This window comes from Vibrio sp. 1401 (assembly GCF_033340295.1).
Map to the genome: position 1 here is coordinate 22,946 of NZ_JAWOWF010000043.1, position 22,589 is coordinate 45,534.

At 43.7% G+C, this 22,589-nt stretch carries 18 protein-coding genes and 4 tRNA genes; 11 read left to right on the forward strand and 11 right to left on the reverse strand.

The genetic code is table 11. The annotated features are described in order from the left end of the window. Positions 1 to 130: 130 nt before the first annotated feature. The 5 genes from R7Z77_RS18730 to R7Z77_RS18750 all read right to left on the reverse strand — a co-directional run bounded on the left by R7Z77_RS18730 (position 131) and on the right by R7Z77_RS18750 (position 4,923). Positions 131 to 1,126 carry a succinylglutamate desuccinylase/aspartoacylase family protein gene (locus tag R7Z77_RS18730; RefSeq protein WP_258641607.1) on the reverse strand — a complete coding sequence of 332 codons (996 nt, stop codon included), beginning with the start codon at positions 1,124 to 1,126 and terminating at the stop codon, positions 131 to 133. A gap of 110 nt (positions 1,127 to 1,236) precedes the next feature. After that, positions 1,237 to 2,769, reverse strand: a complete 1,533-nt coding sequence (gene yfcC, locus R7Z77_RS18735) for a putative basic amino acid antiporter YfcC (RefSeq protein ID WP_005387492.1) — start codon at positions 2,767 to 2,769, stop codon at positions 1,237 to 1,239. A 212-nt stretch (positions 2,770 to 2,981) separates the two neighbouring features. Continuing rightward, positions 2,982 to 3,302, reverse strand: a complete 321-nt coding sequence (locus R7Z77_RS18740; RefSeq protein ID WP_017633643.1) for a c-type cytochrome — start codon at positions 3,300 to 3,302, stop codon at positions 2,982 to 2,984. 78 nt (positions 3,303 to 3,380) lie between these two features. Then, positions 3,381 to 4,385 (reverse strand): low-specificity L-threonine aldolase, encoded by a 1,005-nt coding sequence (gene ltaE / locus R7Z77_RS18745; RefSeq protein WP_025767724.1) that lies wholly within the window; start codon positions 4,383 to 4,385, stop codon positions 3,381 to 3,383. Positions 4,386 to 4,407: 22 nt separating this feature from the next. After that, on the reverse strand, positions 4,408 to 4,923 hold the full coding sequence (locus tag R7Z77_RS18750) for an NUDIX hydrolase (protein ID WP_005375979.1): 516 nt from the start codon (positions 4,921 to 4,923) through the stop codon (positions 4,408 to 4,410). 269 nt (positions 4,924 to 5,192) lie between these two features. On the opposite strand from R7Z77_RS18750, the gene R7Z77_RS18755 reads away from it, so the two are divergent. From R7Z77_RS18755 to dld, 6 genes are all read left to right on the forward strand, one after another. Continuing rightward, on the forward strand, positions 5,193 to 6,854 hold the full coding sequence (locus R7Z77_RS18755) for an ATPase RavA domain-containing protein (protein WP_005375980.1): 1,662 nt from the start codon (positions 5,193 to 5,195) through the stop codon (positions 6,852 to 6,854). A gap of 9 nt (positions 6,855 to 6,863) precedes the next feature. After that, positions 6,864 to 8,318 carry an ATPase RavA stimulator ViaA gene (gene viaA / locus R7Z77_RS18760; RefSeq protein WP_318136786.1) on the forward strand — a complete coding sequence of 485 codons (1,455 nt, stop codon included), beginning with the start codon at positions 6,864 to 6,866 and terminating at the stop codon, positions 8,316 to 8,318. 204 nt (positions 8,319 to 8,522) lie between these two features. Then, positions 8,523 to 8,596, forward strand: a tRNA-Cys gene (locus R7Z77_RS18765). Positions 8,597 to 8,633: 37 nt separating this feature from the next. After that, positions 8,634 to 8,709: transfer RNA gene (locus tag R7Z77_RS18770), tRNA-Gly, on the forward strand. Between the two features lie 239 nt (positions 8,710 to 8,948). Next, complete coding sequence (locus R7Z77_RS18775; protein WP_017633645.1) at positions 8,949 to 9,851, forward strand: LysR family transcriptional regulator; 903 nt, start codon at positions 8,949 to 8,951, stop codon at positions 9,849 to 9,851. A gap of 382 nt (positions 9,852 to 10,233) precedes the next feature. Next, the gene (gene dld, locus R7Z77_RS18780) at positions 10,234 to 11,940 is read left to right on the forward strand and encodes a D-lactate dehydrogenase (RefSeq protein WP_318111380.1); all 1,707 of its coding nucleotides are present in this window, start codon (positions 10,234 to 10,236) and stop codon (positions 11,938 to 11,940) included. Positions 11,941 to 12,080: 140 nt separating this feature from the next. On the opposite strand, the gene R7Z77_RS18785 is transcribed toward dld, so the two are convergent. The 4 genes from R7Z77_RS18785 to R7Z77_RS18800 form a co-directional block, all read right to left on the reverse strand. Continuing rightward, a complete protein-coding gene (locus R7Z77_RS18785) occupies positions 12,081 to 12,389 on the reverse strand; it encodes an AzlD family protein (RefSeq protein ID WP_005375985.1) in 309 nt (102 codons plus the stop codon). Next, positions 12,386 to 13,117 carry an AzlC family ABC transporter permease gene (locus R7Z77_RS18790; protein ID WP_005375986.1) on the reverse strand — a complete coding sequence of 244 codons (732 nt, stop codon included), beginning with the start codon at positions 13,115 to 13,117 and terminating at the stop codon, positions 12,386 to 12,388. Before R7Z77_RS18790 ends, R7Z77_RS18785 begins: the two co-directional genes overlap by 4 nt. 311 nt (positions 13,118 to 13,428) lie before the next feature. Continuing rightward, complete coding sequence (alr, locus tag R7Z77_RS18795; RefSeq protein ID WP_005375987.1) at positions 13,429 to 14,658, reverse strand: alanine racemase; 1,230 nt, start codon at positions 14,656 to 14,658, stop codon at positions 13,429 to 13,431. Between the two features lie 201 nt (positions 14,659 to 14,859). Then, positions 14,860 to 16,491, reverse strand: coding sequence for a methyl-accepting chemotaxis protein (locus R7Z77_RS18800; protein WP_005375988.1), 1,632 nt, complete (start codon positions 16,489 to 16,491; stop codon positions 14,860 to 14,862). A gap of 549 nt (positions 16,492 to 17,040) precedes the next feature. Between R7Z77_RS18800 and R7Z77_RS18805 the strand changes: the two genes are divergently transcribed. From R7Z77_RS18805 to R7Z77_RS18820, 4 genes are all read left to right on the forward strand, one after another. Next, a tRNA-Leu gene (locus tag R7Z77_RS18805) sits at positions 17,041 to 17,127 on the forward strand. 36 nt (positions 17,128 to 17,163) lie between these two features. Then, positions 17,164 to 17,237, forward strand: a tRNA-Cys gene (locus R7Z77_RS18810). Positions 17,238 to 17,544: 307 nt separating this feature from the next. Continuing rightward, a complete protein-coding gene (amyS, locus tag R7Z77_RS18815; protein WP_262638439.1) occupies positions 17,545 to 19,068 on the forward strand; it encodes an alpha-amylase in 1,524 nt (507 codons plus the stop codon). A gap of 130 nt (positions 19,069 to 19,198) precedes the next feature. Then, positions 19,199 to 19,453, forward strand: a complete 255-nt coding sequence (locus tag R7Z77_RS18820; protein ID WP_005375990.1) for a hypothetical protein — start codon at positions 19,199 to 19,201, stop codon at positions 19,451 to 19,453. Positions 19,454 to 19,527: 74 nt separating this feature from the next. Here the strand turns inward: R7Z77_RS18820 and R7Z77_RS18825 are convergent, their stop codons facing one another. Beyond that, on the reverse strand, positions 19,528 to 20,316 hold the full coding sequence (locus tag R7Z77_RS18825; protein WP_005375991.1) for a lipase family protein: 789 nt from the start codon (positions 20,314 to 20,316) through the stop codon (positions 19,528 to 19,530). A 69-nt stretch (positions 20,317 to 20,385) separates the two neighbouring features. Then, positions 20,386 to 21,315 carry a CHAD domain-containing protein gene (locus R7Z77_RS18830; RefSeq protein ID WP_025998536.1) on the reverse strand — a complete coding sequence of 310 codons (930 nt, stop codon included), beginning with the start codon at positions 21,313 to 21,315 and terminating at the stop codon, positions 20,386 to 20,388. Positions 21,316 to 22,104: 789 nt separating this feature from the next. On the opposite strand from R7Z77_RS18830, the gene R7Z77_RS18835 reads away from it, so the two are divergent. Beyond that, positions 22,105 to 22,530, forward strand: a complete 426-nt coding sequence (locus R7Z77_RS18835; RefSeq protein WP_318136787.1) for a hypothetical protein — start codon at positions 22,105 to 22,107, stop codon at positions 22,528 to 22,530. Positions 22,531 to 22,589: the final 59 nt, after the last annotated feature.

The following is a 22,589-nucleotide window of genomic DNA, read 5'->3' on the forward strand; positions in this document are numbered from 1 at the left end:
GTAATTTGTTACCGCGTAACTCAATGTGGTCAAAATGGATATAGCCCCATCATTTGTGATTACTCGTGATGGGGCTTATATAAATTTGAGTGAGCGTCGAAAGGTTGATCTATCAACAAACGGTTATGGTTTACTTAATCAAACGAACGATCAGGGAACCTGGTGCTCGAATAGATTCAACATTGTGGCTAAGTACTGTGCCGCTTGTTGGGGCGGTGTAGCGTTTAATCTCAGCGCCAAAGCTGTCGTATTGAATCGCAAGAAGTTGGCCTTGCTCGACAAAATTCATCAAACTGACATGAGGCAGTACAAAGCCGCCGTGTGTCGCTTTCACACTGATGATTTCGTTTCCTTCCAAGCATGACGTAATAGGGTCCATATCACCTTCAACAATGTTATGCTTTTTCAGCACATTAAAAATGCCTGTTACAGTTCGACTGATAAGTTCTTGCTCGGTATATCGCCCCATACCTACTTCAACAGTAATACTTGGGACACCATGGTTATTCCAGACCGTTTCAAGGACGCCAGCATCTCCAGGATCATTTAAAATCGCATCAGGATTAATGAGGCGAGCCATTTCTAATGATTGCTCGATTCGGAAATCTGCAAACACGTAAAGTGGATAGGCCGCACCACTGGTTTGAGTGTGAAGGTCAATGGCTAAATCAGCATTTGGCTTGAGCAAATCATTCCACAATGCATATAAGTAACGTTGGGCCTCATTGCCGTTTTGGTCACCAGGAAAAAAGCGGTTTAAGTTTGCAGGAGACGCATCAGGGTCTGCGGAATAGAAATCGCGGCTGTGGTTTAGCATACCAGGCATGTTAATGGTTGGAACAATAGTGACAGTACCAGCGACTTCAGTGCCGATGAGCTCTCGAGCAGTTTTCTGCGCTGCTAACACACCATTGTACTCATCACCATGAACCCCTGCGGTAATCATGATCTTCTTGCCAGGTTTTTCACCTTTGAACACTAGCACAGGTAGGTGTTGCCACTGAGAGAGAGCATTCGTTGCGATGCGAAACCAAAACTTATGCTCGCCCGAATTTAGGTCTGCTACATTGAGAGACTGAATCACTTGATGACCTTGAATCACGTCATCGAGAAATTGTGTTGCCATTAAAGTTACCACTCCAAAACCATAAGCTAATCTAAAACCTTAGCGTCGTCATACCATGAATATTAATAAGGCGAGAACATGTCTCGCCTTAATTACCAATTGGTTTCGTTTTACGCAAAACCCATAATATGAGCTGCGATAACGACGATACTTGATAGGGTAAAGAGTAATAGAATAAATCGCCAGCAGAATTTTGCCCAGTCACCCCAGTCGATACGGCAGACACCAAGCGTTGCCATGAGAGATGCCGAAGTAGGGACGATAACGTTAGTAAAGCCATCGCCAAGTTGGAATGACAAAACTGCCACTTGGCGCGTAACTCCTGCAATGTCTGCCAGAGGGGCCAGTAGAGGCATCGTCAGTGCCGCTTGTCCAGAGCCCGAAGTGACGAAGAAGTTGAAGATAGATTGGAATACATACATTAACCATGCCGCAGCCACGTCAGGAAGCCCGCTAATCACGCCGCCAGCACTGTTTAGAATTGAGTTCAGTACACTCGCTTCATCAGTTGTACCACCACCAAGGATCAACAATACACCTTTTGCACAACCCACTAATAGGGCAGGTGCAAGCATAATAGCTGCACCTTCTTTAAATGCATCAGCTGCGCAGTTTAGCGTCATACCGTTTAGGCGGAAAATCGTACCGATGATCGCGACAACAAAGCCCATAGTGAAAAATTGAGACGCGATTTCTGGGATGTACCATGCGTTAGCGACTACGCCCCAAACAACCCACACCGTGGTCGCAATAACCGTAAGGATAACGAGTGTGTCACCTAGGTTCCAACGAGAATCTTGATTGCCAAGCTCTTGCTGACGGAAATACTGGTCTGTGCGATGGCTGTAAGAAAGTTTAGGATTTGACTTCACACGAGCGGCGTAGATCATTGTGAAAGCGATACCGATTAACGTAAAGCCAGCCCATAACCCCATGCGTACTGTCATGCCGGATAAAACAGGTACACCCGCAATGCCTTGCGCAATAGCTACGGAAAAAGGGTTCATCCAAGAAGTAGCGAAGCCAATTTGAGTCGCAACATAGGTAACCATTACCGTAGTGATACCATCATAACCAAGGCGAACCATAAGCGGCGCGATAATAATCGCAAACGCTACGGCTTCTTCACCCATACCAAATACCGCACCGCCTAGCGAGAACAGCAAAAATAGCACTGGAATGAATAGCGCTTCGTTACCTTTGGTCTTATCGATAAGGCGCAGGATACCGTTATCGATTGTGCCTGTGCGCATTACAACGCCGAAAGCACCGCCGATAACCAACATGAACATAATCACGCCGATTGCGCTGCCCCATTTAGAGCCAGAAACTAGCCCTTCGAAAGGGAAGTTCATCAGACCAATGCCACCACCAGAAGCAAACAGGCCAACCTTGTTGTAAACCAGTTCACCGTTTTCGTCGGTTGCATAAGAGAAAGAAGAAGGATCGATAACTGTGCGAGTTTTTTCTGCACCGTCGACCATGTAGGTCACCTGTTGGCTATCAAAATGACCAGCAGGAATTAAGTAGGTAAGAATCGCAGCAAGAATACCAACAATGAAGATCAAAATGAGGGTATCTGGCATCTGCCACGACTTAGGGGTAGCAACCGAGTCTGCTGGTTGCGCATGTGTGTGAGACATAACTTACTTCACGTCAAATTCAATAAAGCATGAAATATCGATAAAATAGAATAAAAAGTCAATATTAATGCTTATGTTGAACTATAAATTCATCAAATATTTGAAGTGAAGTTAATTTGATTGTTTTGTGGTCAAATGTTGGGTTAATGTTTCAATATGTGTTGAGTTTGGATGATTCACGAGCTTTCATAGTACATCTACAGGTGATCTAATCACTTGATTTCTGTCTGTTCTGCATAAAAAGCAGCGACATCACGAAGGTCTTCATCATTTAACATTTTTAACTGTGCTGCCATCATTTCTGCAAGTGGCCCTTTACGCTCACCGGCTTGATAAGATTTCATTGCATTGTAAAGGTACTGAGCATTTTGACCAGCAAGGCTTGGATAGGTGTTGTTCGTTGCGATGCCTGTAACACCGTGACAATAGACACAGCTAGGTGATTTGATTTTACCTTTATCAGCATCACCAAACGGCTCGGCATGGATAGCGGAAGAGAAAATAAAAGAGATTAGAAGTACAAATCTGAGCATGGAGGTTATCTATTCGCTAAAAATCATGCCGATACAATAAAGCTTCCCCTTAGGGGAAGCTCAATGATCAAAATCAAATTAAAGTAGAGATTTTATACTTGATAAGAAAGTGTCGATGTCTTTCGCTGAAATATCTTTATGAGTTACAAAACGAATTGGATTTCCAGGGGTTATCGTGATGTTTTGTTCCTTTAGTTTCGCAGCGATACTTACTATGTCCACTTGAGGATCAAGCTTCGCGAACACGATGTTCGTTTGAACAAATTCAGGGTTGACTGAAAAACCAGGCAGTTCTGCTAAACCTTCCGCTAAGGTTTTTGCGTTGATGTGATCTTGTTTTAGCTGTTCCACTTGTTCGGTAAGGGCAAGTTTGCCTGCTGCGGCAAGAATACCCGCTTGACGCATACCACCGCCGACCATCTTTCTTAAGCGACGTGCTTTTGCGATGTAGTCTTTGCTACCAAGTAGTAGCGAGCCAACAGGGGCAGCCAGACCTTTCGACAGACAGATCGTCATTGAATCAAAGTACTGACCGATCTCTTTTACCGGAACATCAAGTGCAACGGCTGCGTTAAAAACGCGAGCGCCATCTAGATGCATCTGCAAGTTATGTTTATTCACGAAGTCACGTGCTTCTGCTAAGTAAGACAGAGGTAGTACTTTACCATTAATTGTGTTTTCCAAGCTGAGAAGCTTAGTGCGAGCAAAGTGATAATCATCTGGTTTAATCGCAGCAGCCAGTTTATCAAATGGTAGCGTGCCATCTGGGTTATTTTCGACTGGTTGAGGTTGAATTGATCCCAAAACCGCCGCGCCACCAGCTTCGTATTTGTAGTTATGTGCTTGTTGCCCACATAGATATTCATCTCCCCGCTCGCAATGCGCCATTAAACCGAGCAGATTGGCTTGAGTGCCTGAAGTGGTAAACAAAGCTGCTTCGAAACCAGCAAGCTGCGCAGCAAATTTTTCAAGCTCATTGACCGTAGGGTCATCACCATAAACATCATCCCCAACGGGGGCCTTAAACATGGCTTCTCGCATGGCTTGGGTGGGCTGTGTAACGGTATCTGATCGAAAATCCATGAATGTCTCCTTGGTCAAAGTCCTAAATATATCCGCAAAGGCGCGCTTTGCTTAAGCAAGCGATCGTTTTGGCATCGGTGATCGTGCCATCGACTATCTTTTCTTCGAGTTGCTTGATTGACAAGGTGACGACCTCAATCACTTCGTCTTCATCGCACTCGTAACGGTTTGTTTTGTTGAGCTTTTCGGCAACAAATAGATACTGTATCTCATCACAAAATCCGGCAAGAGGGGTGACTTGGCCGAGAGACGTGAATTTCTCTGCGCTAAACCCAGTTTCTTCCTCTAACTCTCTTTTGGCGCAGCAGAGTGGCTCTTCGTTGCCTTCTCTGGTACCAGCAGGAAGTTCCAATAGCCATTTATTAAGTGAAGGCCGAAATTGGTGGACAAGGACAATGTGACCCTCCGCTGTAATAGGGAGAATCACCGCAGCACCCGGATGATGGATTGTGGTGTGCGTAATTGCCTGTCCTGTAGGAAGCACAACGTCTTCTTCAATCAGAGAAATTTGCTTCCATTTATGAATTATCTTGCTCATGCAGTTATAAACCCTAGCTGTTACCGCATTTTTGACGTTTTTCGACATTAACCACAAATGGTGGGAAACAAAAGCAAAAAATACTGCAACACGACGAAAGCGTTTGCACTTTAAGTGAGCAATGTCTCATAAATGGAAACTTTGATTGCTTCGTCAAGAAGGGGAAAAGCATCTGCTATAAGGGGAATTCGACAAAATACATTTGTAACAAAGTTATAACAAGTGTATAAAAATGTTAACGCAATACCACTTCAGCAGCCGGAGAACGTATGACACAAACCTTATTTACCTCAAATGCCGAAAAAGCGCTTCTCTCAGAACGCATCAATAAATTGGCGAAAGCGTTAACGGATGGCGTTTATGAGCGTGAACATACGATCAAGCTCTGCCTTCTTGCTGCACTTGCTGGTGAAAGTGTTTTTCTTTTAGGTCCCCCTGGTATTGCAAAAAGCTTAATTGCCAAACGACTCATCCAAGCGTTCGATAACAGCAGTTACTTCGAATACCTGATGACGCGCTTCTCAACCCCTGAAGAGGTGTTTGGGCCACTGAGTATCCAAGAGCTAAAAGACAACGGCCGTTATGTTCGCTTAACTAAAGGGTATTTGCCAACTGCACAAGTCGTATTTTTGGATGAAATCTGGAAGGCGGGCCCTGCAATTCTTAATACATTGCTGACAGTGGTTAATGAGAAAACATTCAAAAATGGCAGCGATATCGAGCGTGTGCCAATGCGCTTGTTGGTATCGGCTTCCAATGAATTACCCGATGAAGATAGTGGATTGGATGCGCTCTACGACCGCATGTTGGTGCGTGTGTTTGTGAATCGAATTCAGAATAAACAAAACTTTAAGTCGATGTTGACTGTGGGCACATCGCAAGAGGCACAAGTACCAGAAGGCCTAGCGATAACTGATGAAGAATATCATCAATGGCAACAACAGCTCGACAAATTGACGTTAACCGACAATGCATTCGAAAAGCTTTTCCAGCTTAAAACGATGTTAGAAAGCAAAGTTGAAGCTCAGTTTGGTGATGTGGCCAATACCGATATGTATGTCTCTGACCGCCGCTGGAAGAAAGCCGTGAAGTTGTTAAAAGCGAGCGCGTTTTTTAATGGTCGCGATGAAATAAATCCGCTTGACCTTTTACTGCTGCAAGATTGTTTATGGAACAGTCCTGAATCGCGAGATGTGGTACGTGAAGTGGTTCAAGAGTTCGCCTTAAAACATGCATTTGATCAACAAGACGCGGAGCAGGAAATCGAGTACTGCCGTGAGTCTTTGGTTGATGTCCAACATGAACTAGAAGATGCCTACCGCATGACGTTAACGTCTGAAGCGGCCACGGGTATTTTGCGTAAAGAAACCATGCGCTTTGATACCTCTAAAGCCAAGATGTACAAAGTTGGCGCAGCCGTTAACTTAGTTAAATTGGTTGTCTTGCAAAGCAACATGTCGGTTTCAGAATCAGAAAAAGGTGATAGCCGCTGGGTTTATGTACCCAAAGATGAGTTAGATCGAGTCATTAAAGAGGGAAGCGGTGATGTGTATGGTTACGTCAATCAAAACACCAACATGTGCCGTTTACGATTTGATGTTGACGCGGCGAATAACCTAGTTATCCGTGATATCGCGAACCGAGGCATTTTGGTTAGCCTAGTGACTCAAGAGGGCTTGGATGTAGAGCTTTACCAAAAGTGGTTAACGCAGAGCGAAAAAGCCGTAAATCAGCTTAGTGAGGCAGAACACCATATGCGCAAGGTGAAAGCGAACTTTCATGATGCGCTTCCGCATAGCTTTGTTGATCCTGAACTACCCCGCCTTATGGAGTCGAGTCTACAACAGGTCAGTCAGAGACTTGAATCAATCCAAGCAGAAAGTGAAAAAGTTATCCAACGCTTTAAAAACTTAAATCAGTTTTTCTCATAAGGAGACGACATGCTAGGTGCAGACGGACTTAACCTCGCGCTGATGGTGGCCGACTCCGGCATCATCGATAGCGCAGTTAATGATTTGATGGCTCGTTCACAAGTCATGATGATGGCAGAAAACCGAGGTGTTAAATCTTCGGTCAAAGGTCACTTGTTAAAGTGGCGAGGCAGCGTCAAAAAACGGATCACCAAGGTATGTGAGACAGAGCGTTTCCAACAAGAGCTGTCTTTATATCAAGAGGTTATTCATTGGGATGAAGAGGCGTTTTTTGAAAACATCGAAGATGTGATTAAAAAGCTGGAATGGCACTCTGCGTTTTACATGCAAGCTCGCCGAATGATGGAAAAGAACAAAGGGATGAATAACCCTATGTTCCCTCATTACTTTTGTGATCAATGGTACAAAAGCCTCACCGATGCTATAAAACAAGCGCAAGTAAGCGAGCTTGAAGCCAATAAAGAAAAGGTGCTGAATGACCTGTATCAACGTATGGAAACCATGCGTAATATGGATAAAGTCACGGAGTCGGGTGACGCTGAAAGTGTAGGGCGCCTGTGGGATATGGCATCTGCCAAGTTGAGTAAAACAGACTTAACGGTGATGAAACGCCATGCTGAGTTTCTGAAGAAGCACCAAGGCTTGCAAGAAATTGCGGAGCAACTCGGTCGTATGGCGGGGCAAGTAAATGATCCTGAACTAAATCGTGCGCCCACTGAAGAACTTCAATTGGTCGAAGAGAAAAGTGATGAGGCGACGGATGATATTGTCGGTATTCACGAAAGCGATGATCTAAATAAGCTACTTCCCAACGAAACGATGTTTTTGGCGTATCCTGAACTTGAAGTTGTGTTCTATAAACACTTAGTTGATAAACGGCTCATGAACTATCGTACACAAGGCAAATCGCGCACGTTACGTAAAGTTAAAGCTCACCGACCTGACCATAAAGCGGTAGATATCGAAAAAGGCCCCTTCATTGTTTGTGTGGACGCGTCCGGTTCCATGAGTGGCTTTCCTGAGCAATGCGCCAAAGCCATGGCTTATGCTCTGATGCAAATCGCACTAGCGGAGCAACGTGATTGCTATGTCATTATTTTTTCTACGGAACACATTACCTACGAACTAACCAAACAAGATGGTCTGCGCGAGGCGGCGGACTTTCTAACTTATAGCTTCCATGGTGGTACAGACTTAGAGCCAACTTTGATTAAATCTATCGACTTGATGAGCGGTGGTAAATATAAAAACGCAGACATGGTAGTCATTTCCGACTTTATCGCGCCAAAACAACAAGACGAGTTACTGGCCAAAGTGGATGCGCTCAAAGCGAAGAAAAACCGTTTTCACGCGATTAGCTTATCGAAATACGGAAATCCTGCATTAATGTCGATGTTTGATCACACTTGGTCTTATCACCCTAATGTTGTGGGAAGATTGCTAAAAAGGGTCAGCAACTATTAAACGCCTTAATGTTTCATGGGACAAAACGAACTGAAAGCGAGATTTATATTGCTTCGTTTTAAGCCAATAAGATCGAACTTTGGTCGAATTGACTTAAAAGAAATCAAACGAACAGAAAATGAAATGTTTTTGTTTGACTATCTTCTCTCAATCCGTAAAGTAGCCACCAACGCAACGGGGTAGAGCCCTGAAGCGTAATAAAAAGGCGCCTTGGCAGAGTGGCTATGCAGCGGATTGCAAATCCGTGGACCTCGGTTCGACTCCGGGAGGCGCCTCCATTATTCTTTTGAGAGCGAATGGCTTTCGAGAATAAATGCGACACTAGCTCAGTTGGTAGAGCGCAACCTTGCCAAGGTTGAGGTCACGAGTTCGAACCTCGTGTGTCGCTCCAAATTATTCAGATATGGCCATGGCGGTATCTCGATGCCAAGTGCATCAACTTAAAACCAGCGAAAGCTGGTTTTTTTGTATCTGAAGACTGATAAATTCACACCATCTCTTTTTCATTACCTGTGAGCTTAGCAACCCCATCTCTGTCACGAGTTTCTGATATTAAGTGTGACCCGATGTTTCGCACCTCAGCCAATTTCAGTTTACAATACGGGCTTCCAAAGGATTTGACGACGACGCATGAGAAATACCGACGATTACATCATTTTTTATCACTTGATCGAGCAAGGTTCATTCAGTGCTGCCGCGAGACATATGTCACTGACCAAATCGGTCGTCAGTAAACGGATTGCCAAGCTTGAACAAGAGCTTGGTGTACAGCTTCTCTACCGAACAACGCGAACGCTAACGTTGACTGAAGCAGGACGAGCGTTTTTTACTCATGCAAAAGCGGTTTATCAAGCGGTGGCAACGGCGGAAGAATCCATTGTGGGTTTAGGTAAAAACTTATCTGGAAACATTAAAATTTCGGTGCCTACTATCTCTGGTGAATTAATTCTTCCTCAAGTGATTAATGAATTTAATCAGAAATACCCAGACATCAATATCGATATGGATCTAGATAATCGTTTCGTCGATATCGTGAATGAACGTTTTGATTTGGCAATTAGAACGGGTGTGTTGCCAGATTCTAGTCTGATTGCAAGAAAGCTGGTGGATGCAAATTGGATCATTTGCGCGTCACCCCAATACCTAGCTAAACATGGCATACCTAAACAACCTCAAGCCTTGGCTAAACACAATTGTTTAGTCTATTCCTACCAAGAAACCGGAGCGCATGAGTGGGCGTTTAAAGATGGAGACGAGGTATATCAAATCACCGTCGACGGTAACCTCTGTACTAACAATTCTTCTGTATTGAGAAATGTGGCGCTGTTAGGGCAGGGAATCATCTATGTGCCGCGTGTATTGGTTTATGAAGACTTAAAGCAAGGCAGTCTGATTCAGTTATTTAAAGACGAAACAGCCAAATGTTTGGGTATTTATGCGGTGTACCCTTACACTCGTCAGCAACCAGAAAAAATTAAGATCTTTATCGATCATCTATACACAAGCTTTCAAAGTCAAAACCATCGATTTTAAGCCAATAACTCAACACCGATCGTTATGTTGGTGTTGAGCTTATGTTTCCATCTTCATTTCTAAGAGTCCTCTTAAATTTAGGAGCTTACGCTTCTCCTCGTTTTCTTCACTAATATTGATAACAAGATACCCCGCACAACTGTTAACAAATGGTTTTGCTATTGTTTCTTTTAAGAAACGGTCTGTTTCTTACGTTAAATTTCTCAAATGTGAAAGATAAGTAACAGAAAAATAAAGAATTATTTTGTTTGTTGTTTATTGATTACGTATTGTTCGTCCGCCTGACATAGACGCAGAGAAATGGACTGCTTATAGTGGCTCAAACGCCATGCCTGCCGCTAAGCGGTGTTGTGAGCGAAGTACAATAACTAGAGATACGGATATGAAACAAAAGCAGCTGATTGAAGAATTTAAAACCATCGTGGGGGAAGAAAATGTTCTAACCGACGAGGTTAAAACGAAATATTACCGCTCGGGGTTTCGTTCGGGTAGTGGTAATGCGCTTGCTATCGTGTTTCCTAACACTCTTCTAGAACAATGGAAGATTATTAAACAGTGTGTTGAAGCAAACTGCATCATTATCATGCAGGCGGCTAAAACAGGTTTAACAGAGGGCTCAGCTCCGAGTGGTAATGATTATGATCGCGATGTGGTTGTGATCAATATTACCAAAATCAAGAAGATTCACTTATTAGATGGTGGTAAGCAGGCGGTTTGCTTGCCTGGTGCGAGCTTACACTCTTTGGAAAAAGAGCTGAAGGCAGTGAATCGAGCACCGCATTCTATCATCGGTTCTTCATCGCTAGGTGCCACTGTGGTCGGTGGTATCGCTAATAACTCAGGCGGTGCGCTAGTTAAGCGTGGTCCTGCTTATACGGAACTGGCGATCTACGCGCAGGTCGATAAGCAAGGCCAGTTACATTTGGTGAACCACCTTGGTATTGAAGGATTAGGTGAAACGCCAGAAGAAATTCTAACAAATCTGCAAGAAGGGAACTTTGACCCAGCGAAGATAATTCATGATGAGCGAATGGCATCAGACAAGGAATACGATGAACGTGTTCGAGACGTGACTTCTGACATTCCTTCTCGCTTTAATGCCGATGAACGCCGATTATTTGAAGCCAGTGGCTGCGCTGGCAAGTTGGGTGTTTTTGCCGTTCGGGTTGACAGCTACCCAGTACCCGAAAAAGAGCAGGTTTTTTACCTTGGCACCAATGACCCTGCGAAACTAACGAAGTTGCGAAAAGACTTCTTATCTACGTTTGATAACTTGCCTGAGATGGGAGAATACTTGCATCGAGATATCTTCAACATGGCAGAGAAGTACGGCAAGGATGTGTTCTTATCAATCGACTTGTTAGGCACAGATAAGCTGCCAAAAATGTTTGCACTCAAAGCTAAGGTAGAAAACTTCTTAGAGCGCATCCCGTTTGTCAGTAAATATCTGCCAGACACCATTTTGTACTACGCGAGCAAGTTGTTCCCACAACACTTACCAGAGCGAATGCTGGATTTCCGTGACAAGTATGAGCATCACCTGGTATTGAAAATGAGTGATGGTGGTATTGCTGAAGCACAAAAATACCTCAAAGAAGTTTGGGCTGTTGAAGACGACTGTGATTTCTTCGAGTGTACGCCGGAAGAGGGTAAAAAAGCTTATTTACATCGCTTTGCAGCAGCAGGTGCAGCAATTCGTTACGAGACGATTCACCGAAAAGACGTAGAAGACATCGTTGCACTTGATATTGCATTGCGACGCAATGATGAAGAGTGGCTAGAAACTTTGCCTGAAGAGGTGAGTAAGCACCTTGTTCAAGCGCTCTATTATGGTCACTTTATGTGTTACGTCTTCCATCAAGATTACATTTTCAAAAAAGGGACTGACACGAAGTTGATGAAAAAGCTGATGCTAGAGCACCTCAATAGCCGTGGTGCCAAATACCCAGCAGAACATAATGTGGGTCACTTGTATGAAGCCGAAAACTCGTTGCAGAAGTTTTACCACGAATTAGACCCAACCAATACCTTTAACCCTGGTATTGGTAAAATGGACAAATATAAGCGCAATTGTAACTGCTGTGCGTAATGTGCTGTCTCACTATGATTAATAATCGTTGTTCATCGTTCAAATGATGAGCATAAGATAAGCCCTGATGACACTTGTGACATCAGGGCTTTGTGTTTTGGGTCTTTTATTGATGACTGGTATCGGCGTTGAAACAGCGACTAAAGAGCACGTACCGCGGCGGCGGCGATGATGCCTGCTGCAATTGCTGGTAGAGGCTTTTTCACGATGAACATGACAACAGCAGTAGAAAACAGTGCTGCTCTAGCACCATTATCACCCTCTACTGCTAGCGGAGCTAAAAGGGCAACCAGTACGGAGCCTGACATCGCAGTAATGAAACGTTGAACCCGTTCGCTAATTGGAATGAATGACATAACATACACTCCGCCCCAGCGGGTTATGAGCGTGACTAACGCCATAGCGATGATGATAAGCAGTGTGCCACCTATGGTTGTTTCGATGTTCATGCTTTCTTCTCCTTCCAACAAGCACCCAATACTCCGCCAGTAATGGCGCCAACCACTACGTGGCTATTCTCTGGCAAATACCAATACGCCAACATAGAAGAGGCTGCTGCTATGGCCCAAATCGCAAAGATTCTTAAGTCTTTCGGCCCGGCCACCACCATAGACAGCAGGAAGCATCCCATAACCATATCGAGCCCGAGGCCCACCGGATCTTTGATTGCGCTACCAAAATAAATGCCGATCCAGGTGCCCACAATCCAAAAAGACCACATCGCTAAGCCGCCACCAACAAGCAAGCCAAAGCCTGGTTCTTTTCTACCAAATGCATTGAGTGCCATTGCCCAGTTAGCGTCTGATGCTACCAGCATTACACCGTAACGTTTTGTTGGTGGGAGTTGTCGTAACCATGGATAAAGTGTGGCTCCCATCAAGAGGTGACGAGCATTAATCGCAAATACAGTAATAAGTACTGGAATGAAAGGGACTTCCGCTCCCCACATTTCTAACGTGGCAAATTGTGAAGCACCGGCGAAGACCAGTGTGCTCATCAACATAGTGGGAAATACATCTAGTCCAGTCTGTACCGCAGCAACACCGAAAGCGAGGCCAAATATGACCACGAACATAGAGAGGGGTAAAAGTTGGGTGAAGCCGTTCCAGACGTCAAGCCGATTAAATTCGTGCAACTCAGTGGAGGAGCGTTGAAGATGTTGAGTATTTTCTGTCATAGAGATACCTAGCTAGCAGGCAAAGGGGCAGTGCCATACGAGTGTGTTTGTTATTCTTTTGTAAACTTCATGTTTAACATCAATTGGAGGGGCTTTCAAACTCTAAGTGCTATATAAAATTGAGCCATCCAAGCGGCTTTAAGAAACAGAGTGTTGAGAGTCGCGCTTGGTAGTGCTAAAGGAGAATAAAACAACAGAAATAGTAAGCTCTGTTTAATTGATAACATCACGAGCTAGTACAGATTAGTAAATAAGAAAGAAAGCGAGCACGAGGCTCGCTTTTTCGCTCTGTTACGAATAACTGAATAGGTTTATTTTACGTAGACACGAGGGTTCGCGCTTCCCCAAACCGTGTATAGTTCAGGGAAGATGACTTCTGCGTGTTTTTCCATCTCAGCAGCTGAAATCGTTTTGCCTTGTTGGGAGCCAAACAAAACAACTTCAGAACCAGGCTCAACATCTTTGATACCTGTAACATCTACCATTGTGGTGTTCATTGAAGCAACGCCCGCAACTTTTGCACGTTGGCCATTGATCAGAACTTCTGCCGTATTCCCCATTTTTCGTGGATAACCATCAGAGTAACCAACAGGAATGTTCGCCATTAAGCTTTCTTTGCTTGTTGTGTAGCTGCTGTCGTAACCGACTGTGCTATTTTTTGGCAGGTGGTGAACGGATGCCACGCGTGTTTTGAAAGACACGATAGAAGGGTACTCAGGGTTAGTTGGTAAGTCTCCGTATAAAACGCCACCAGGACGAACCATATCAAGCTGCGCCTCAGGAACATTAAGCGCGGTGTAAGAGTTTGCTACGTGCAGTAAAATGTTGTCGCGTTTTAGATTCGCTTCTTTAATCAGCCATGCAGAACTGTCTTTGAATGAAGCTAACTTTTGGCGCACGTCGTCTGCATTGTAGTTAGGGAAATGAGTCATGATACCAACAATATTAACGCCAGCTTGTTGAGCGATTTCTAGCGCTTCTTTCTTGCCCGCTTCTGTCGTCATATCAACACCATTACGTCCCATACCACCGTCGTTCAGAGCAAGGTGAACTTTGATTTCTTTACCAGCTTTCTCGGCTAGTTTAGACAGTGCTTTAGCTTGCTCTGCTGTGCCTATCAACTCTTCGACATTTAGGTCGATTACGGCTTCAATCTCGCCAATATCCGCTGAGCGTACACGCATAAGTTGGCCTTTAAAGCCACTGTCGCGAACAGTTTGTGCTTCGGCGTTACTTGCAACGGCAACGCAAGGAATTTGTTGCTCGATAATAGTCGGCATCAGGCCTGCGATACCATTGCCGTATGCGTCGGCTTTCATCACGGCGCAGATTTTCGTTTTGCCATCCATGTGCGATTTAAACTGCTCAATATTATCGCGGAACTGACCTAAGTTTATTTCTAGCCAAGCGTTAGCACCTTGAACTTGCTCTGCTTTTGCTGCTGTATTGCTAATTTGAAGAGGAGCGGCAGTGGCTTGCATTACAGGAACCGCGACTGCAGCAGCGATAGTCAGTGATAGTAAGGTTTTATTTAAGCGCATAAAGTCTCCGTACGCGTTTTTTGTATTGGTTATGTTATTGAGTACTTGGGGAAAGTACCTGACGAAGTAAAACGCTCCAAGTGGTGCTTTGGAGCGTTTATTAAGATAGTGATTTAATATATACCTAAATATACCTCAGTGATGACATTCAATTTAAGCAAATCGGGATTGATTTGATATCTACTAAGGTATCCACTGAGTTTAACTCAGTTTAAAGCGGCTCATTACATCTTTAAGAGAAATGGATAGCTGGCTTAGTTCGCGGCACGCCTGTGCGGTTTGCTCCGAACCTTGCGAGACCTCTTGAGATGCCAAATGTATGTTTTCAATGCTGCGGTTAAGCTCTTCCGCAACAGAGTCTTGCTGGTTACAAGCCGTGGCGATTTGGGTACCCATGTCTGAGATGTCCGAAATCGAATGCTCAATGTCGCTCATCAGCTGTTTTGATTGAATGCCTTGTTCTGCACATTCTGAGATACTGGTTCTAGAAAGTTCAGTAGCTGATTTTGCGTCTTTTGCAAGTGATTGTAGCTGCTCAATGATCGAAGTGATTTCACTCGTTGAATCTTGCGTACGGCCGGCAAGAGTTCGAACTTCGTCTGCAACGACGGCAAAGCCACGACCAGACTCACCAGCACGCGCCGCTTCAATGGCTGCATTAAGTGCAAGTAGGTTGGTTTGATCGGCAATGTCGCGGATAACATCCACGATCACGTTAATTTTATTCGATTGCTGTTCAAGCTCTGCTACGGTATCGCCTGCAGCGCCAATTACGTTTGAAACTTCTTGAATCGCGTCAACCATACCTTGGGTTTCACGAACACCGTGTTGTGTGCGTCGGTTTGCTTCGTTAGCTTGGTTCGCTGAGTCTTCAGTGTTACGAGCAACATCGGCTACGGCCGCTTTCATTTCTGTCATTGCTGTTGCGATGTGCGTAATTTGCAGCTGTTGATCTTTCATACCAGACGCAGAAATATCGGAGATTTGGTTCATCTCTTCGACAGCGCTGCTTAACTGAGTAACTGCAGCAATCACGTTATCGATAACTTGGCGTAAGTCATCTTGCATCTTAGTGGTCGCGTCTGCCAGTTCACCAAGCTCGTCATTGCCGATTGCTTTACGGTCAATGTCACTTGATAGATCACCTGTCGCGATGGCATTTGCTTGCTCAACAACAAGTTTAAGTGGGCCACAAATTAGGCGAGTCAGCACGTATGTCATGCCTACCATGATCAGTAGAATAATCACGTTACTTGCAATTGAAGAATTACTCAATCCATTTACAGAGGACAGGATGTGAGTTTTGTTGCTGTCCATAGCTTCTTTAAGGAGACGGATGAGTTCGCCTAACTCTGAGTCAACCGCTTCGAAAGCAGACAAAGAGTTCGCCAAAATAGGGTGGGCCTTGCTTTTGTCGTTAGCTAGCATCGCTTCATTGTACTGGTCCATAGTAACCAAGTACTTTTTCCATTGACGCATAAGACGCTGGTAAGTTTGCTGCTCTTCGCCAGGCCAGATAGTTTCACCGTAAGCGTTGAGCTCTCTAGTGATCTTTTCGCGTTCTCTAATATTGTTAGAAATTTTAGTTTTGACTTGGTCTGCGTCTTCATAAGTGTACGCAGCAAATTGAGCTCGGCGCCAGCGAGACAAATGATCTCGAATCGAATCGACCCTTTCCATTGCAGGAAGCGTATCATCGGTATAGTTTAAAAGCTCAGATTTGATGCTTTTGAGCTCTGTAGATAAAAACACGCCAAATGCAATGTTGACGATGGCAATGAGTAAAAACGATAGCGATATCTTTTTCGCTATAGAAAGATTCTTGATAGACATTAGTGATATACCTTGTTTTTCTTATGTTGTGTCGCCAAAGTAAACCACATCCTTATATGTGATATATGTCCATTAAATTACTGCAACTCGTGTAACGTACCATTATTTATTGATATTTTCGATAATGAATTGAGCTTTGTTTGAAAATAAAAAAAGTCAATGATTTTATAAAGGTACGACCACATTCGATATAAAGTTATCGGTAACAAAATATGATGTTCTGTACGCAGTCGTGCCAAGAGTAGGGAATCAAATTGTTACAGATGTTACAGCGGTGAAAAGATCAGCGTTCATAGCTGATAGTCGCGTGTTTACCTCGAAGCAGTTTCGGGCACTAGTATGCGTATGACTTTATAGCTAATGAAAGGGAACGGGTGCTTATTGGTCTAATTGAACGCCAAATATACTAGGCAGATCGCTTTTTAAGCACTTAAATCAAAAAGATAAAATTTATTGTTGACCAGATAAATTAATCCGTTAAAGTACGCCTCGTTCTCACGGCAAAGGTCGCTGAGACAGATGGTGTCTAACCCATCGCATGATTGCGTTGCCCTGGTGGTGGAATTGGTAGACACAAGGGATTTAAAATCCCTCGGCGTTCGCGCTGTGCCGGTTCAAGTCCGGCCCGGGGCACCATCAAAATCTTTGGTGACAGAGATAAAAAATCAGAAAGGCGCCTTGGCAGAGTGGCTATGCAGCGGATTGCAAATCCGTGGACCTCGGTTCGACTCCGGGAGGCGCCTCCACTATTTCGAAAGCCAGTCTTAAATGACTGGCTTTTTTCGTTTTTAGTCCACCTTTTCGTAACCCTTCGCGCTTTCCTAAAGTCTCCCATGTTTTGATCACCATTCAATATTTTTAACGCGCTAATCATTGATTTTATAAATGTTAGACAACTCAATAATTGTATAGTGTGATTGGTGATAGTTTCTCTTCGATTGTAATCCGAACTTTTTGTATTACAGGCAGCAACCTAGCTAGCGTCATAGTTAGTATCGCTTGGTGCGTATATGCAGAAAGGAGGATTCTAGTCCTTAACGTGAGAGAAAAATAATGAAAACATTCAACCTTAAACCTACACTTTTACCCTTAACTTTGTTGCTCAGTTCGCCTGTAATGGCGGCACAAAATGGCACCATGATGCAGTATTTCCATTGGTATGTGCCAAATGACGGTGCACTCTGGACACAAGTTGAAAACAACGCTTCGGCACTATCTGACAACGGCTTTACTGCGTTATGGTTACCGCCCGCCTATAAAGGTGCTGGTGGTAGCAACGACGTCGGTTATGGCGTTTATGATATGTACGATTTGGGAGAGTTTGATCAAAAAGGTTCGGTGCGCACCAAGTATGGCACCAAAGATCAGTACCTAAGCGCCATCAATACTGCCCATAAAAACAATATCCAGATTTATGGCGATGTGGTGTTCAACCATCGCGGCGGTGCGGATGGTAAATCCTGGGTCGACACCAAGCGAGTCGATTGGAACAACCGAAATATTGAACTTGGTGATAAATGGATTGAAGCGTGGGTAGAGTTTGATTTCCCTGGGCGCAACGATAAGTACTCAAACTTTCATTGGACGTGGTACCACTTTGATGGCGTGGACTGGGACGATGCTGGCGAAGAAAAAGCTATCTTCAAATTCAAAGGTGAGGGTAAGGCATGGGATTGGGAAGTGAGCTCGGAAAAAGGCAACTACGATTACCTTATGTACGCTGATCTAGACATGGATCACCCTGAAGTGAAGCAAGAGCTGAAAGACTGGGGTGAGTGGTATATCAACATGACTGGTGTTGATGGGTTTAGAATGGACGCGGTGAAGCACATCAAATATCAATACCTGCAAGAATGGATTGATCACCTACGTTGGAAAACAGGGAAAGAACTATTCACGGTCGGAGAGTACTGGAACTACGATGTGAATCAGCTGCATAACTTTATCACCAAAACCTCTGGCAGCATGTCTTTGTTTGATGCACCGTTACATATGAACTTTTATAATGCGTCTAAATCGGGTGGTAGCTACGATATGCGTCAAATCATGGATGGTACGCTGATGAAGGACAATCCAGTCAAAGCGGTTACCTTAGTAGAAAACCATGACACTCAGCCTTTGCAGGCGTTGGAATCAACCGTTGATTGGTGGTTCAAGCCGCTCGCTTACGCGTTTATCTTATTGCGTGAAGAAGGTTATCCATCCGTGTTTTATGCAGATTACTACGGCGCGCAGTACAGTGATAAAGGGCATGACATCAATATGGTCAAAGTGCCTTACATTGAAGAGCTAGTAACACTGCGTAAAGATTATGCGTATGGCAAACAACATTCTTATCTCGACCACTGGGACGTAATTGGTTGGACTCGAGAAGGTGATGCAGAGCATCCACATTCAATGGCCGTGATCATGAGCGATGGACCAGGCGGCTCGAAGTGGATGTATACGGGTAAACCAAGTGCTCGCTACGTAGACAAGTTGGGTATCCGAACTGAAGAAGTTTGGACTGATGCGAATGGTTGGGCTGAGTTCCCAGTAAACGGCGGATCTGTCTCGGTTTGGGTTGGCGTTGAATAATCCATTCTTGTGATTTTGATACAGAGTAGGCAATTCTTAATAAAACTTTTCAATGAATCAATGTGTTATTTGATATTCATTCTACAAATGAGTAACTTATATTTGAGCATAATCTAGAGGAAGATAAAGAATGGAATCTATTGCTGATGTATTGGTTGTGGCTATTGTGTTCGGTGCCATATTTGGGGGCGGGATAATAAAGTTAATCTTGAACCATCGTAAAGAAGTAAGAGCGTTGGAGATATCTGAACGTAATACGATGAGCCGAGAAGAACAAGATAACCTTAACAAGCAAATTGGTGACTTGAAGCGACGTGTTGAAGTGTTAGAGCGAATTGTCACAGATAACAAATATCAACTTGAAAAAGAAATTGCCTCTCTGTAGATCACCACTTAATCGTAAAGCCGGCGAAGTCCGGCTTTTTCGTGTCTGTACGTCATACCTTTCGGATGTTTAACTCAGCGTTCATCAAAAAAGTCTTTGTCGCGAATGTATTTACTCATAAAGTGATAAGAGAACGGTCGCATTAACCAACTAAATAAGGAGCGCCCAAGCCGTATGAGCGTTGGGGTGTTCTCGTATATTCTCCCGTTATATAACCATAGCATTTTGCCTACATGCCAATACAAAAAAGGTACGGGCGGCATAAAGGTCACGATGTCGATGTCGCAACAAATCCTGTATGTTTTGTGCCCCAAACGGTAGCGTTTCTTAAACGTCCAATCCCCGACAGCGGGCTGTCCGAAAGTGACCACGCGTTTAATGCTTTTTGGGTATTTTTTCTCAATATAGTCAGCAAAAACACTGCCAATCGCGCCACCTGAAGAGTGGCCAGTAATAGTGATTCTTTTTCCCCTAAGAATGAGCGGTACAACGATACCTTCGAGGCGTTCGATCACGGTCAACCCTAACCGATCTTCATTCCGGCTCGGTAAACTTTCTTGGAACAACAGATGATAGAAACCCGCGTGAATGCGATAGTTTAGTCCCAACCTTCGACAGCTTCTCGTCCACATCGCGAAGTTCAACAACCAATCACTGATACTGTGTGAGCCTTTAATCACTACGACCACTTCACTCTGTTTTTTACTCCAGAGCACGCGAATCATAATCTTACCGTGTTCATTTCTAATGACTCGTTGCCCATTAGGATCGAACCCGTATTGAGTTTGCCTGAAGACGCGAGGGTAGGCGAGATTACAAAGCACCGCATAGCGCTCGTATTGGTATCGTTTTAATGGTTTCACGTTATCTTTCTTAGTGGAGCCTAACGATTGACTGTAATTAATGAATATTAAAAATACGTGAACCTTGATTTAGAGCCGATAGAGATTCTGTGTATTGGTATCGCGAATGAAAGACTCAAACTGCCTTAAATGCGTCAAGATGGTTTGGCGAGAGAGTTCATGATGTTCGCTAAGCACGTTAATTAGCTTTTTCAAAGCCTTACGATCTTGTTTATTGAGATTTGCTGTTTCTTTGAGTTGTGCGAAAAATTCAATTTGACTTGAAGTGTCGTTAAAGTCACCGAGCTTGTCTTGCAATAGTTTTAGTTGTTTCACGTTGTTTTTGTGCTGTTGGGAAGGATAGAGCGTGGAAAATCCTTCTAACAAATAACGAAGCGCTTTGCACTTTATCCGCATCGAATGAATCACGCTGTCACGACTTTTGTCCGAGATTTTGCGTCGTGCTTTATCAACTTTTTTAAATTGAACGGAGATTTTTTGGCTTGCGAAAAGTAACGCAGGTACGTTGCTATCCACTGGTTCGTGTTGCGTACTTCGCAACATACTATTCCTGATCAAAGTGCAGTGCGTTGTGTATTCTTGTGTATCTAGCCAACGCGTAACTTTTGCTTGTTCGTAAGCACGTTCAGATTCTATAAAGCAAAAAAGTTGCTCAAGAGACGATTTGTGATTTGGGAGCATTTCAATGTATTGGTTTTTGTCCAAGATAAATACGTCCAAATCACGCAGCTTATTTGTTTTCTTCATCATTATTCTTAAATGAGGTTTCAAAATACGCTGTTCAAAAGGAGGGATCAGTTCGCGAAGTAGTGAGCATAGTGAGCGTATGCGCCTCAGTGTGACGCGATATTGGTGTGTATATTCAGGATCCAAGTCGTCGATGACTCCCTGCTCCAGAGAGCGTGCATAATCAAATTCAGTAAGGAAGAAGTGGGGCACTACGAAGTCGAGTTCGGAGTCGGCATGTAAGGGTAAGTGAAATGATGGTTTTCGAAACATGATGAGCGCTATTTTGTTCTCTGAAATACACGTTAAGTTTATACCCATACTGTTACCTTGCGCGATTTGTTGGCTCTTCATTGATATAAAATGAGAAGGTTAAAAGGCACGAAAGCAAAGCGTATTGATGATCAAATAAGCAAAATGATCGCCCTTTGTTCGTTAGAGTCGTCTTTTTAACCATTTGAATAAAAAAGACTAATTTTTTGTTGACCAGATAAATTAATCCGTTAAAGTACGCCTCGTTCTCACGGCAAAGGTCGCGAGATAGATGGTGTCTAACCCATCGCATGATTGCGTTGCCCTGGTGGTGGAATTGGTAGACACAAGGGATTTAAAAATCCTAGAAAAATTGCGGTGTCGTAATCAGTAAAAATCATATCAAGCCGGCTTAATGCTGGTTTTTTTGTACCTGAAATTCAGGGTAAGCCTTCTCCTCAAACCTACCTCCTGTCTATCTCCTGTTCTCTGTGCAGATTTCCTGTGCGATTAAAGTGTCAAGAATCTCCTGTGCTGATGAACTGTGCGTGATTTACGTGCCAATATAGCCAAGGCTGAATTGCTGTGGGTCTCTTGTCTGTGTCCGGTCTGGTGGGGCGTGATGAAGCGGACGCGAAACCTAATAAAAGTTTTTACTTAAGGGTTAGTGTCCACTTTATAGAAAATTAACTAGTAATCATCCCGGCCCAAACGTTATCAGTTCACAATTTTTGGCAAGTATGCGCATGCTGGAATATCTTTCTTATGCAGCGTGTTGATATGATTGTGTGCTAAAGATCAGCTTGAAATATGTCTATCGAAAACCTGTTTGTTGAAGACATTCAAGATTCATATTTGGAAAAGGGCGAGTTAATGAGTAAAGTATCATTGTTTTTTGGTGCTGGTGCCGAAATTGGCTATGGTTTACCGTCAGGAGGGAAATTTGCCCTCGACATATTTAGAATGGATGTTGCTGAAGACAAAAAACGGTTAAGAGAAGCAAGGGAAAAAGTCAATAAACGCTCAAATTATGCCAAGAATTGGCTACCACAAGACTATGAGAAGAAGCCCATATCATCATTTGGTAGAACTCAATATGAAAGCTTGGTTAAAAGTAGTTTAGAGTACAAACGTTTTGATATTATTAGATATCTATCAGAATTTGACTCTAGAGTCTCAGAATTAGCCCGTAAGTTTGATGAAACATTTGATAGAAACATAGGCTTTGTTGCGTAATTCGGACAGAAAACCAAGTCGTCCGAAATTGAATAATTATTAAACAATATACTGAGTTT

What these genes read in the sequence shown, in the direction of transcription:
- R7Z77_RS18750 (WP_005375979.1), bottom strand. Translation starts at nt 4,923, where the DNA reads ATGAGCAAGATAATTCATAAATGGAAGCAAATTTCTCTGATTGAAGAA.
- R7Z77_RS18790 (WP_005375986.1), bottom strand. Translation starts at nt 13,117, where the DNA reads ATGACAGAAAATACTCAACATCTTCAACGCTCCTCCACTGAGTTGCAC.
- R7Z77_RS18820 (WP_005375990.1), top strand. Translation starts at nt 19,199, where the DNA reads ATGGAATCTATTGCTGATGTATTGGTTGTGGCTATTGTGTTCGGTGCC.
- dld (WP_318111380.1), top strand. Translation starts at nt 10,234, where the DNA reads ATGAAACAAAAGCAGCTGATTGAAGAATTTAAAACCATCGTGGGGGAA.
- R7Z77_RS18775 (WP_017633645.1), top strand. Translation starts at nt 8,949, where the DNA reads ATGAGAAATACCGACGATTACATCATTTTTTATCACTTGATCGAGCAA.
- R7Z77_RS18730 (WP_258641607.1), bottom strand. Translation starts at nt 1,126, where the DNA reads ATGGCAACACAATTTCTCGATGACGTGATTCAAGGTCATCAAGTGATT.
- R7Z77_RS18800 (WP_005375988.1), bottom strand. Translation starts at nt 16,491, where the DNA reads ATGTCTATCAAGAATCTTTCTATAGCGAAAAAGATATCGCTATCGTTT.
- R7Z77_RS18755 (WP_005375980.1), top strand. Translation starts at nt 5,193, where the DNA reads ATGACACAAACCTTATTTACCTCAAATGCCGAAAAAGCGCTTCTCTCA.
- amyS (WP_262638439.1), top strand. Translation starts at nt 17,545, where the DNA reads ATGAAAACATTCAACCTTAAACCTACACTTTTACCCTTAACTTTGTTG.
- yfcC (WP_005387492.1), bottom strand. Translation starts at nt 2,769, where the DNA reads ATGTCTCACACACATGCGCAACCAGCAGACTCGGTTGCTACCCCTAAG.
- ltaE (WP_025767724.1), bottom strand. Translation starts at nt 4,385, where the DNA reads ATGGATTTTCGATCAGATACCGTTACACAGCCCACCCAAGCCATGCGA.
- R7Z77_RS18835 (WP_318136787.1), top strand. Translation starts at nt 22,105, where the DNA reads ATGTCTATCGAAAACCTGTTTGTTGAAGACATTCAAGATTCATATTTG.
- R7Z77_RS18830 (WP_025998536.1), bottom strand. Translation starts at nt 21,315, where the DNA reads ATGTTTCGAAAACCATCATTTCACTTACCCTTACATGCCGACTCCGAA.
- viaA (WP_318136786.1), top strand. Translation starts at nt 6,864, where the DNA reads ATGCTAGGTGCAGACGGACTTAACCTCGCGCTGATGGTGGCCGACTCC.
- R7Z77_RS18740 (WP_017633643.1), bottom strand. Translation starts at nt 3,302, where the DNA reads ATGCTCAGATTTGTACTTCTAATCTCTTTTATTTTCTCTTCCGCTATC.
- R7Z77_RS18785 (WP_005375985.1), bottom strand. Translation starts at nt 12,389, where the DNA reads ATGAACATCGAAACAACCATAGGTGGCACACTGCTTATCATCATCGCT.
- alr (WP_005375987.1), bottom strand. Translation starts at nt 14,658, where the DNA reads ATGCGCTTAAATAAAACCTTACTATCACTGACTATCGCTGCTGCAGTC.